The 12,941-nt window shown below is 40.7% G+C and carries 10 protein-coding genes; 2 read left to right on the top strand and 8 right to left on the bottom strand.

Annotation, left to right across the window (positions count from 1 at the left end):
• Both ACUXV0_RS15005 and ACUXV0_RS15000 read right to left on the bottom strand, forming a co-directional pair.
• The gene (locus tag ACUXV0_RS15005) at positions 1–645 is read right to left on the bottom strand and encodes a hypothetical protein (RefSeq protein ID WP_446190384.1); all 645 of its coding nucleotides are present in this window, start codon (positions 643–645) and stop codon (positions 1–3) included.
• Positions 646–733: 88 nt separating this feature from the next.
• The gene (locus ACUXV0_RS15000) at positions 734–2,023 is read right to left on the bottom strand and encodes a serine hydrolase domain-containing protein (protein ID WP_446190383.1); all 1,290 of its coding nucleotides are present in this window, start codon (positions 2,021–2,023) and stop codon (positions 734–736) included.
• 137 nt (positions 2,024–2,160) lie between these two features.
• Between ACUXV0_RS15000 and ACUXV0_RS14995 the strand changes: the two genes are divergently transcribed.
• A complete protein-coding gene (locus tag ACUXV0_RS14995) occupies positions 2,161–2,940 on the top strand; it encodes a hypothetical protein (protein ID WP_446190381.1) in 780 nt (259 codons plus the stop codon).
• Here ACUXV0_RS14995 and ACUXV0_RS14990 read toward each other — a convergent pair.
• The 3 genes from ACUXV0_RS14990 to dusB form a co-directional block, all read right to left on the bottom strand.
• Positions 2,937–4,325: a glycoside hydrolase family 140 protein gene (locus ACUXV0_RS14990; protein ID WP_446190380.1), complete on the bottom strand. Its 1,389-nt coding sequence runs from the start codon at positions 4,323–4,325 to the stop codon at positions 2,937–2,939. The genes ACUXV0_RS14995 and ACUXV0_RS14990 overlap by 4 nt on opposite strands.
• A gap of 81 nt (positions 4,326–4,406) precedes the next feature.
• The gene (locus ACUXV0_RS14985) at positions 4,407–5,009 is read right to left on the bottom strand and encodes a DUF6134 family protein (RefSeq protein WP_446190379.1); all 603 of its coding nucleotides are present in this window, start codon (positions 5,007–5,009) and stop codon (positions 4,407–4,409) included.
• 94 nt (positions 5,010–5,103) lie between these two features.
• Positions 5,104–6,132 carry a tRNA dihydrouridine synthase DusB gene (gene dusB, locus ACUXV0_RS14980; protein ID WP_446190378.1) on the bottom strand — a complete coding sequence of 343 codons (1,029 nt, stop codon included), beginning with the start codon at positions 6,130–6,132 and terminating at the stop codon, positions 5,104–5,106.
• A gap of 57 nt (positions 6,133–6,189) precedes the next feature.
• Between dusB and ACUXV0_RS14975 the strand changes: the two genes are divergently transcribed.
• Positions 6,190–7,122 carry a CPBP family intramembrane glutamic endopeptidase gene (locus tag ACUXV0_RS14975; protein WP_446190376.1) on the top strand — a complete coding sequence of 311 codons (933 nt, stop codon included), beginning with the start codon at positions 6,190–6,192 and terminating at the stop codon, positions 7,120–7,122.
• A 3-nt stretch (positions 7,123–7,125) separates the two neighbouring features.
• Here the strand turns inward: ACUXV0_RS14975 and ACUXV0_RS14970 are convergent, their stop codons facing one another.
• Genes ACUXV0_RS14970 through ACUXV0_RS14960 form a run of 3 tightly spaced genes read right to left on the bottom strand, consistent with a single transcriptional unit; the run spans position 7,126 to position 12,899 of the window.
• On the bottom strand, positions 7,126–9,492 hold the full coding sequence (locus ACUXV0_RS14970) for a PA14 domain-containing protein (RefSeq protein WP_446190375.1): 2,367 nt from the start codon (positions 9,490–9,492) through the stop codon (positions 7,126–7,128).
• A 2-nt stretch (positions 9,493–9,494) separates the two neighbouring features.
• Positions 9,495–11,018, bottom strand: a complete 1,524-nt coding sequence (locus ACUXV0_RS14965; protein ID WP_446190374.1) for a DUF1501 domain-containing protein — start codon at positions 11,016–11,018, stop codon at positions 9,495–9,497.
• A 3-nt stretch (positions 11,019–11,021) separates the two neighbouring features.
• Positions 11,022–12,899 carry a DUF1800 domain-containing protein gene (locus ACUXV0_RS14960; RefSeq protein WP_446190373.1) on the bottom strand — a complete coding sequence of 626 codons (1,878 nt, stop codon included), beginning with the start codon at positions 12,897–12,899 and terminating at the stop codon, positions 11,022–11,024.
• Between the last annotated feature and the right edge of the window lie 42 nt (positions 12,900–12,941).

Here is a 12,941-nt window from a genome sequence, read left to right as displayed (position 1 = left end):
TTATTGGTCAACTGATTTTCTCTTACCTGTTAACCTAAAATACAATTTAAAGTCAATATTAAATTGATGTTTAGTCACTCTGATATTTGAGTAATCTTGAAGCAATTCTTTTAATTTATTCTCACTAATTGAGTCATAATTTTCAATATATATACTCTCTCCATTTGACAAATAAGCGTATGCATCAAGTTGACCTTGCTGATACAAGTGTCTTATAGGGATTTGGAATGCACCTTTTCCTATATGATACCCTGCTTGAAGAGAAAATTGAAGCTTCTTTTTTCTCCCCATTAACACACCTAAATTATTCTGAAGTTTAATTTCCCTGTTATCATTAAAAGCCAAATCAGTATCTAATCCTTTAATTAAAAACGGAGCAGAGTAATTGAGATAATCAATCTTATTCTCAAAGAATAAATTTGGGATAATAAAATACTTATATCCCAAGGCCAATCTTTTACTTTGATTAACCGGAATAAGACTAGGCAAATGTGTCCCTAAACCTACCCAAATATTTCTATGCCGAATATAATTTAAGTTAAAAGCTAATTTATCCCGTCTGTATTCTAAACCAATATTTGGCCTCGACTGAATCCAATGAATTAAACTCTGATCTACAAATAATTGAGATCGAGCTTCAATCATGATTGAGCAAAATAGAAGTGTCAAAAAAAACACATTTTTCATTTCTATCTAAAACTATATCGAGTGTTTAGATTAACGAAATAACGTATCAATCATCAATCGTTTGAAACACCATTTGTCTAAAAAGGTCTCCGGTGTAATCTCCACCTACCCGCTGGGTTTGCTTCATGATGATTCCGATGACATTCTCTTTAGGATCTGCAAAATACTGGGTATTGAAATAACCGCCCCAGCGAAACGTGCCCTGGCTCCCTTTCCCACCTCTGGATGCTCCGTATTCATTCAGAATTTCAAAACCAAGACCAAAGCCAGAATGGTCTACATAAATATCTCCGAGCTGATCCTGAAGCATAAAATCTACGGTAGTTCTACTCAACAGTCTAACACCGTTATACTCGCCTTTATTAAGATACATCTGCAAAAAAGTAGCATAGTCTTTCAGGGTACTAGAAAGTCCTGCTCCACCGCCAAAAAATGTTTTCGCCCCTGTCTTGGGGTAATTAACATCATAAAAGGTATCTGTAAAATGCACCCAGTTGCCCGTTTCGTCTTTGGTCTGTACCTCCACCAGTCTGCTGGTTTTATCGGCAGGTAAGTAAAACCAGGTATCTGTCATTTGCAGAGGCTCAAAAATATGTTTCCTCAGATACTGGTCAAAGGGCTCTCCACTCCAGATTTCTATTAAATAACCCAGCACATCTAAACCTTCTGAATAAGTGAACCGCTCACCGGGCACATGGTGAAGCGGGAGCTTCGCCAGCCTTTTTACACTTTCTTCTATAGTTACAGGCTCAGTAGTAAACAGGTCTGTAATCCCTGCTTTTTTATAGATGGCTTTGAATCGCTCATCGCCGTCTATTACCCCATAACCTATTCCGGAAGAGTGAGTAATGAGATGCCTTATAGTAATTTCCTTACCTGCCGGCTTGGTAGTATAGCTGCTATCTGCCATTCTAAACCGATCGAGCACCTGCGGATTTTTAAACTCAGGAATGTATTTTGAAACAGGGTCATCTAATTGAAACTTCCCCTCTTCCCAGAGCATCATGGCAGCGGTGGTAGCTATAGCTTTTGTCTGAGACGCAATTCTGAAAATAGCATCTTTCTGAAACTCCTTTTTATTCACTACGTCTGAATATCCAAAGGCCTGGTGATAAACAATTTTGCCATTTCTTACGATAATGGCCGCCGCACCGGGAATCACGTTATCTGAAATAGCTTTTTCTATCATTCCGGAGACCCGCTCTAATCTTACAGAAGATATACCTGCGGTCTCTGCTTTTGCAGGACTAATTGGCGGTGTTTTTTTTAAAGAAGGAGTTTGAGCTGAAGCAAAAAGTGAAAGGCAAAGCCCTAACGTTAAAAATGGTAGTTTCATAAGTTCAATAGAAATGGTCGAGTCCTCAAAACTACATAAAATCACCCTCAAAAGTCCCTTAAATGGGGCATTTCAAAGAAATCAAAATATATTGTAAATTTGTCCAACCCTGACCGTAGTCTATTATGACCCATTTCATGAAAGCTAAAATTAAAAAGACAGTGCTTTTTGCATTGCTCTTTATGGCTTCCAAATGGTCAATTATCCTTTTACTTTATCATTCAGATTACTGGAGTTATTGGTTTTTACTTCTATTTCCAATCGCCGACTTTATTGCTGCCATAGCAGCCATCATTTATCTGAAAGGCAACTTCAAAAGGTATTTTGCAGCAGAAATAGAGTCTTTGTTTCCCAAGAAACATAAAAGTGTGCTGGCAGCAATAGACGCCCGCTATGAAACCATTCTACATGAAGAGGGCATTCTTAAGAAATCTGAGAATCCGCTCGACAAACGACTTAATCTAGCTGGGTATTTTCTGGCTTTTATTCAGGAAATGGAAGGTAGAAACCTGGAAATGGATGAAATCAAAAATAAGTGTTTGCGAATAGCCAAAGCTTATACCAAACCAAAGAATAAACTCCACGGATGGTTCTTAAAAATGGGGCCAAATCTTATGCGATTGCCCTATTACGATAGCTATTTACGAAAACTTAATAACCGGGTATCGCATAAAAAACAGCCTTTGGGTTTCAGGGCTGAGATACTTTCTGGTTTTGATAAAACCAATCTGCGGTTTAAGGTCAATGTGCTGGAATGTGGAATAAGTAAGCTCTTCAGAAAAAAGGAAGTCAAACCCTATGAAAGCATCATTCTGGAGCTTGATCAATTAACAACACAGCTGGGAGGTTTAAACCTCAAAAACATCTCCATAAACAAAGAAATCCAGGTATGTGATTTCACCTATCAGCATTCTTAGTAGGCCACCGTTCCCGGCTTATCATATCCTTTGCGGACATCGTCTATTACCAATACCCAATCATTTGCCAGACCAGAAGAAGGAGCCACAGCACTAAAAGAACCGAAATTTTGAGTTTGACCCAATAAAAAAGTAGCACCTGTGCGTGGATCATACCACCAGACATTGAGTAGCTGCCCTCGAAGTTCTTTTGTATTGATATTGATGGTTTTACCCGTAGGCACATAGATCATAGCGTAGGTGCCACTATCATCTCTGGTGGCAATGGCATACTCCAGATCTTCTGGCTGCTCACTTTCTATCAAAGATTGATCTGGAATTCTATCAAAGTATGGCCTGGAAAGCATCAGGTTTTTTAAATGCTTTACCTGATTAGCCATGGGTAAATCCAGAGCAGCATGCCACGGTCTTAGAGGGTTATTCACTCCTGCATCTTTCGCAGTATGCATTTGCCATACATCATGGCAGCCATAGCTTTGACCAGCAGCACCGGCAAATACATTCCAATACATAATTCTTCTGATATCTGATGCTGTACTATACCCCTTGTTCTTGGCATCAAAACAATTCGGGTGATCTTCATAAAGCGGCTCACCATCTATGGTAGGCTTTACAGGCTCTAACTGATAGTCATGACTGATCTTCTGAAAGGTAAGTCCGTCTGGACAGTGGCCGGTTTGATGAAGATTAAAGTTTAACCACTCTTCTTTATGAAACCAATTAGAGCTACCGCCCAGTGAGGCTGGCTGAGGATGAAATGTAAAAATACCATCAACAAATAAACCTAAACCTTCTTTTATACCTCTGGCCATTTCATTCCAAACCTGCACATCTTTCGAGTTTTTTCTGGGGTTTCTATCACCGCCTAGTACCCAAATGATGTTGTTTTGCGAACGCAGCCTAAGAGCCAGTGATTTACCGAACTCATACGCATTTTTTTCATTGAAAATTTCCGGGCCTGCACCCCAACTTTCCTTAAATAATTTATCTCCCCAAGTGGGCAAAAAAGCTACATATAATCCCAGGGAATCTGCCTTTTCCATTACCCATGCTACATTATTAAAGTACTGCACGTTTATTTTGATAGGATCTGTACTATCCAAAGCTTTATAGCCGTAGGCATTAGGTGTATTAAGACCATCAAGTTCTGCCAGACCTACAGCCTGAATGACATTAAAACCCTGCGATGCTCTCTTTTCCAGATACTGCGTAGCTTCCTCTTTATCTAACTTATGAAATAATTCCCATGCCGTATCTGCCGTCCAGAAGAAAGGTTTTCCTTCTTCAGTTTGCAGAAATCTACCGTTTTCAGAAACTTCTAGTCGCGGTAATTGGGCAGAAAGACTAAATGAGATTAGTGAAAGGAATAGCAGCAGTTTTTTCATGAAGAAAATCAATATGGTTATGAATTCCCGGCTAAAATAATCCTTCTCTGTGTAGGGGTCAAACAGAAACAGTTCTGCTGTTTATTTTTTATTTGGCGGTTGGTAGACTATCACCATGTCAGTAATGGGGTTTTTCTTTACCATTTTGACCAATAGCCCATTCTCGAAATAGTATTCATCAATATTTTTATCGAGTTCTCCAAGGTAGTGATGATTTTCTAAGGCAGTAAGCTGGATAAAGTCTGCATAGAACTCTGCATAAACTTTATCTGTCTTAAGGGGTTCATTAAAATACAGGTGAGCAAAAGACGAGGATATATTTTGGTCAATCTTTCTGTTGACATCCTTATCAATCTGTTTGGAGGTCGCCAAATAGTGATCGCCCTCTTTGACCGTTTTTGTAAAATAGTTTCCCCTATTTGAAACAACTTTGACCTCTGAACCGATGAAGTTACCTTTAGAATAAACGCTTTTTACGCGGTAATCTACTTTCAAGTGGTAAACCAGAAAATTGACATCAACCTGGCTACTCAGTTTATAGGTTGTAGTATCGGCTTTAGTGTTTTTTGATACTTCAATTTCCCCGACTTTAATACCTACCACTTTAACGGCATAGGTGCGGGTTTGGGCAAAACCAGAGGTAAAGCCCATGATTAAAAAAAGAAGGATTAGTAGATTCTTCACAGCTCAAACTTACGCCCAACAAGCGACAAAAGATTGAGTAATGATTTTAAAGTTTAATCAATCTCAACAAGCCAAAGAAAAAGAGGCTAACACCTTAATCGATTCCGGCGTATTCTACTTTTGTGTGTTTGCTCTGCAAAAAGTAACCATCAAACTCTTTTAAAACTTCATCCAGAATTGAAAAGAGTTCTTCAGGGTCAAGACTTTGCACCAAACGCATGCGATACTCTTTGAAATGAGGCAAACCACGGAAGTAATTGGCATAGTGCCTTCTCATTTCCAGAACACCCTGACGTTCATTTTTCCACTCAATTGAGAATTGCAAATGATCTTTGGTGGCTTTTACACGCTGTCTGATGGTAGGCGGTGGTAAATGCTCGCCAGTGGCAAAGTAATGTTTGATTTCATTAAAGATCCACGGATAACCGATGGCAGCACGACCAATCATGTGTCCATCGACTCCATATCTGTTTTTATACTCCAGAGCCTTCTCAGGGGAGTCAATATCGCCATTACCAAAAATTGGGATCTGTATTCGTGGGTTATTCTTTATTTTTCCAATGAGAGTCCAGTCTGCTTCGCCTTTGTAAAGCTGAGCACGTGTTCTTCCATGTATGGTCAGTGCTTTTATACCCACATCCTGAAGCCGCTCTGCAACCTCCTCTATATTCTTGGTTTGGTCATTCCAGCCTAATCGGGTTTTGACAGTCACCGGCAAATCTGTAGCGTCTACCACGGCCTTGGTCATTTCCACCATTCTTGGGATATCCTGCAACAGTCCAGCACCGGCACCCTTACAAGCTACCTTTTTTACCGGGCAGCCGTAATTGATATCAATCAAATCTGGATTTACCGCCGCAGCAATTTTAGTACACTCAGCCATGGTCTCTACATCAGAGCCAAAGAGCTGAATGCCAATGGGGCGTTCATACGGGAAAATATCCAGTTTTTGTTTGCTTTTCCAGGCATCACGAATGAGCCCTTCTGAAGAAACGAACTCCGTATACATCATATCTGCCCCGTTTTCTTTGCATACCTGACGGAACGGAGGATCACTCACGTCTTCCATCGGTGCAAGTAAAAGCGGGAATTCCCCTAGTTCTATGTTTCCTATTTTGACCAAACTGAATAGGTTTTTTGTGTTCTAAAACGCAAATTTACACCAAATTAACTGATTACTATGTCTTTTGATTCCATTCTGGAGAAACTACGAAACGAGAGAGGTGCTTTATCTGCCATACTGCTTATTATTGGGATAGTTCTATTAGCCATGGTGATAGGCAACATCATTGGTTCAGTTTTGATGATTTTAATCGGGGGAATTGGCATGGAAGACTTGTCTGATGTCAATAGTGCATTGATGAGTTCTGAAGCCGGCTGGTGGGCCCTGGTGCTTGGTCAAGGCGTCATTTCTCTCATCACTTTTATTATGGCAGGCATATTTTATTGGAGGGTAGTAGAAAAGAAGAATCTTTCTGAGCTCAACTTTCGTCAATTAAGCGATCTAAAAATCATAGTTCTGGTTATTTTAACCCAATTCTGCTTTATGCCCTTAAATACCTGGTTTCAGGAAATTAATGGCAATATGGTTTTACCAGAATGGCTCTCAGGAGTAGAGTCCTTTATGAAAATGATGGAGGATTCGTTGGCAGAGCTCACCGAGTTCCTGACCACGTTTGATACCTTCCCTAAAATGTTTGTTGGCTTCATTGTCATCGCAGTCATCGCCGGCATTGGCGAAGAACTCATTTTCAGAGGATTGATTCAGCGAAAATTATACAAAGGACTTAAAAACCCCCATCTGGCGATCTGGATTGCGGCCTTTATTTTCTCGGCTATCCATTTTCAGTTTTATGGTTTTCTGCCAAGACTCTTTCTTGGAGCCTTATTTGGATACTTTTATTTATGGTCCGGAAACCTCTGGGTGCCTATAATCGGCCATATTTTCAATAATGGATTTGCCGTAGTCATGTTCTACTTTTCTCATATTGGTGTGTTAGACCCAGAAGTAGCTGAAATGGAGCATTTCCCTATGTCAATGGTTGTTCTTTCTGCGGCACTTACCTTCACAATGTTATGGCTATTTAGAAGAATAGCATTGCAAAAGATGTAAGGCTTAATTCACCTCAAAAGTCTCGGTTATCAAATTATCATTGATCGTTAACTCCACTGTGTAAGTACCTCTGCGAAGTCTATTGGTAGGTATGTATTTTGTATAGGTCCCCAATATTTCTAATTCATCCTCAATTATGGTCACAAGCGTATTCCCTTTGGCATCCTTCAATTTCAGGGCTACCATGTCTGGCTCGTTCAATCTGAATATCACTTCTTTACGATGACGCTCTTCTACAGATGTTATCATGGATGACCCTTCTTCATCTCTTTTCTTGCTCGCCTCCTGATTTGCCACAAAAGCGGCTTGCAAGCAGTCACTTATTTCGGCTCTAAAGACGCCTGAATTGTCAACTTCAAAGCCCGGTAAGAGTACTATGCTATTACCAGCCGTAAAGCTGATATTTTCTGTAGATGGCACCAAGGCTCTAGATTCAATATGCATTCTAGCCTCAAACTCAGGGTCTGCCAACGTTTCTCTAGCCAGCAGAATAGTATCTGAAGCACATTTTATATCAACCCCTTTACAGTTACAATTATCGTCAAATTTATCGTAAGAGGTCAAAGGATCAAGGTCGTCACAAGGAGTATCCTTATCATCACAATGAATGGCATCGATACTGATATCACTAAACCCATAACAGAGCGGATCACCGTGGTTATTGGCTGCCGATATTAGGATATATCGGGCTTTCACATCATTGAAATTGGGTCCAACAAAACCTCCGTAATCCAATATCCCCGGAGCCTGCGGCCAATTATATAATCCACCGAGAGCGGTCCAGCTAACACCATCCTCAGAGTAGTCAACATACACCTGTCTGAATCCTTTATCGGTTTGACCTGAAACATTATAATTCCAAACTCTACTACCCTGAAAACGATACTTCTGATCAAAATCATACATGATCCATCGCTGCTGAGAAGCTCTGGCAGGGTTAGGATTTGTAGCGAGAGAACTACCACAAGTTTCCCACGAATTAGCAGCTGTCGTCATATTCTTACCTGTAGATCCCGCCGGCTCATAGAAAGAATACTTTGCCATGGTATCATCACAGTCTGACCCTGAGCAAGGTGTGCCTACACAATTACAGTTGGCGTCATATTGATCATTATTGGTATAGATATTCCCATCATCACAAGGTGTCCCTTCGGCTACACATGAGAGTTCACAATCGTAATCGTAGAGATAGAATTTCGGCACCAATTTCCAGGTATTTTGCCATGGAGTTTTCCAGTGCAGACTAAAGAAATCTCGCCAGCCACTCTCTTTATGTCTAAACTCATAATAATAGAATTGACCAGCTTCCAAGGTTAACGGACCTATATTTTGAAAACTGGATCGGTCATGCTCCACCTCTCCTGAATTATGATAAACCAAGGCCTGATGGCTTTGTTTATTGGCAATATTATCATCACTACTTAGATAGAAAAAGGTCTGATTATCACCCGTAATATTAAAGTTATAAACTCCGGTTACAGGCACTGTCAAATAACCCTGCACCAAGGTTCCATAGTTATCATTGACATAAGTTTCCAGCGGGCCGTATGCACCTTCCAGAGTCTCTTGTCTGTCAGGAACCAGCGGGAAATTGGGTGCATTTAGCAAATCATACTCCACATAAGAACCATCTATATTATCAAAATAGTAGGCATCTACTTTCTCTCGCTCACCTATGCAGGCCGTAGTTTTTGGATACTCCCCTACACAGTTACAAAAACCATCTTCCTGATCGTTTGTAGTTGCCGAGTTTCCATCATTACAGGCGGTGCCTTTGGGGGCACAATTACCCTGACAGTCATACGCCTTAATGTAATTATGATCAATAACCTGCCAAACAGTATCAGTATCCGGGCTGTTTGGAGCTCGCCAATATACGGTGGCGTGATCATCTCCACTTCCTTCAAAATGATGTAGCTCAAAATAATAGTTCTGGCCAGCAGTTAATCTGATCAATTGTGAGGTTTGAATAGTGGTGTCGTAATGATTTTCATACGCGGCATAATTATATACTCTGGCTATCAAATCCAGGTTATCTCTACTTTCGTCTGAGCTCAGGTAAAATCGAGTATCATCATCTCCAACCACATTGAAATAATAATCATCTGTGGCAGGTACACTTATATATCCTCTGATGAGTGAAGCGTAGTAATTATTAAACCTTCTGGGGGTCTGCAGAGAACCCAGCACATTTTGCTGATCAGGATACTCAGGGTATACATCCATAATTGACATATCAGAAGAATCTGGCTCAAAACCGAAATTCATCCAGATATTCCAATGCACATAACCAGACTCACCCACACAGCTTTGACCATAGAGGTTAACCGCAGATGAAAGGAAAAGTATTGCCAGTAGAATTCTTTTCATAATTAGTACGTCAAACAGTTTTGAGGTTGATCTACAGTTGATATACCACCCGACATATCCATCAAACCAAGGGGATAATTACCAGCTGAATAAGAGTAGAAGTTGCCAATATTTGGTAAGGCATAACATAAATCTGAAGGACTAACTCCATACCAAAGTGCCAACTCTGCGTAGAGCTCGTCAGTTGAAACAGTGGGAATAAAATTCCCACGATTGGAGATGTTTCGAGTATTCGTCTCGATCTCCATTTGTGGGTAACCTCCGTAGATTTTACGCCCATTCACTGAGCCTCCCATGACTATAGAATTGCCACCCCAAGCGTGGTCAGATCCCTGCTGAGGGCCTGTACCATTTGAAGTCAAAGTTCTTCCGAAATCTGAAATGGTGATGGTCGTGACTTTATCAGCTATACCCAGCTCTACTGTGCTATCATAAAATGACTTTAGGGCCTGACTCACCACTGGCAATCGCCCATTTAAGCTGGTGATGAGATTATCATGCATATCCCAACCACCATAGGTCACAAAGAAAATTTGACGTTTCACGCCAAGTTCATTGCGTATACTCATCACTCTGGAAATAGCAAAAAGGTCATCTGCCAAACCAGTTTCCGGAAAAGTAGTTGTAAAGGAAGGGACTTTTAGAAGTGCTTCTTTGAAAGTCTCAAACGCCGCAATAGATGACTGTGTATTGACGCCATAAGCCGTATGCAAGGCATTTCTATACGTTTCTGCCACCAGATTATCCACCGCCTGATTTCTTAATTGAGTTAGGTAACCCGAATTTGACCAATTGCTCGGTAAGCCTTCAAAACCTACATTATTGGCATTGATATTATTGCGAATAGCATATTCAGAAACTTCATTGCCTCGCTGAAAGATATTTTTACCACCCAGAGATATATTCATACTGAGATTGGTATTGTCATTTCCCGCATGCAATAAATCTGCAATTCTACCTCCAAAGCCTAAAGAATCTCTACTCTGTGGCACGCTGGTTTGCCACTGCTGAATTTGATCAGAATGTGAGTATATACCAAGCGGCTTCTTCTTTAGGTTGTTATCATAGTCTGCTTCATTGGCCAGAGGCTCAACCAGAGTGCCAATGTTAGACATAAAGGCCAGATTACCATCATTGAATAATTGCTGAAGCTCTGGCATTTGGGTATGCACAGCAAACGAGTCATAAGCGTTTGTAACCCCTCGAACTCCTACGTGCTCCAGAATATTCAAATTATGCAGAGCATTTACATCTTGTAGGGCCAAACCGCCTCTAACAGTTTGATAATTAGCAAAACCATTATCACCACCACTACCCGTTCCGTTTGGAATAAGCATGTTATAAGAATCCATACCACCGGCAAGAAGAACACAAACGATGGCCTTATAATCATCTGGTGGAGCACTATGGAACGATTTATTGGCCATGGCTCCATTGACCACACCCAGGTTTGCCAGCGTGCTCAGCAAGGTAGTAGAGCCCATGGCTCCGCAACCTACATTTCTTATAAAGTCTCTACGGTTCATTCTTTAACGGTTTATAATGTATTCAGGGCTTGACATCATCAAAAACAGGGTTAGAGCCACTCTCCTTCGGGCATCGCTTTCATCTATTTCCCCATCTGAGTCATAGATATCTGGCATAGCTTCAATAGCTGTTTTGATGTGATTAATGTTTGATTCGGATATGCTTCCGTGTGCCAGAAGCATATTGTATTTATCCAGAAGAATTGGGAGGTTTTTATTACTGGCAAAGAGATAATCTCCTGAAAAATCAAATTCAGGCACCTCATCTTCTTTATAAACAGTATCTCCGCCGTACCAGTAATAGTCAATAGGATCATTATCAATCAACCATTCTGCCAAGGCATTGAGATACCCAGTAAGTGTTATAGAATTGAGAATTTGAAATTCTGGTGCCACTTTACCTTGCTCTGCCAGTTCGCCATCTGGTCTGTAGGAGGTTTGAAAGAAATTAAATACAGAGGGGGATTGAAGAGGTCTCTGCCCCATTTGCTCATAAACCTCGTCCATGTCATTGCGGTAAACACCTATGGTAGAAGTCAAATTAAGAGCATTAACAAGATTTGTATATCTCACAAAAGGCTCACGAAGCATTCCGCTGTAACGTTCATGTCTTTCTTCAATTACCCGAGCCTCACGATCCAGCAAAATGGTTTTTAGAACCGCCTTGAAATCTCCACGAACACCAGCACCGTTATTATTGAATACTTCAGTAACCCTTTGCACATAGGCAGGAGAAGGGTTTGAAGTGACCATTCGCTGAATTAATTGCTTGCAAATAAATGGTCCTACATTCGGATGATTAAAAATGATATCTATGGCATCCTGAAAATCTTGTAAGCCTAGAGATGGATCTCGAGCCGGGATGGTTTGACCTAAAAAAGTTTTAGGACCGCGGTCGTGGCCGTCTACAATATCATGGTCGCTTCTCCACCACCTTCTGTAAGCATCACTACTATCAATGGGAAAAAACTTCAGCGGCTGTGTAAATGCCTGTTCATCATTGGTATTATCACCCAGATACTCGCTGTTATGCCAAGACAGTCCTGTAAAAACTTTGGCTAAACCGCCGATATCATCATTATCATAAGTAGGAATTGGGTTACCGTTGGTATCCTGCTTTTCAGTTCCGTCATTATTGAGTTCAAATAAACCTATGCTAAACAGCTGCATCACTTCCCGGGCATAGTTTTCATCAGGAAAAACATGATTGCCATCTACAATGCCTTCAGCATGGTTATTCATATAAGTCAAATAAACAGCCATGGTCGGATGAAAAGTCACTGCTTCCAGAAGATCGCGGTAATTACCCAATGAATGCTCCAGCAAAACATCATAATAGCTCGCTAATGCATACGGATTATTATCAAAAGATGAGATTCTGGAAGCCACAAAGATTTCACTAAGGGCAAAAGCCATTCTCCAACGAAGACGATCAGGAGAAGTCATACTTCCCTGAAACCACGCGATATCGAAATAATCGTCGTTTAGATTTAAGTTCTCAACCGTATAAGGGACTTCTCTTGTAGGGTCTTGTTCATTTAAGGTATCTGCCACCTGCTGAGCAATAGACCGAATATATGCCTCTGTGCTAAAAGAGTTTGGTAGAGCCAGCTGTTGATCCATCCAGGCTTCTTCACCTATCATGGTCACATTCTCCACCTCTGCAGGTCGAGGACCTAGAGTAGCTTGAGAAAGAAATCTTGAAGCAGAATTATGATTGGGTAAAAAACCATCCAGCGTTAATGTTTTTATACCCTCAGTGGCGTTTGAGCTGGCACTAACTTTTACCTTTCCGGTATGACCCAAACCAAAAGTTTCAGTTTGCTGGGCAAACACATGCGAACAGAAAAATAGGACTAAAAGGGGAAAGCTATATTTCATAGAAAGCATTAAGTATTCAAAACTACAGTATGTAATTCCCAA

The organism is Jiulongibacter sp. NS-SX5 (genome assembly GCF_052828545.1).
Note: the sequence above shows the minus strand (reverse complement) of the source record. Positions and strands in the feature narration are given on the sequence as shown.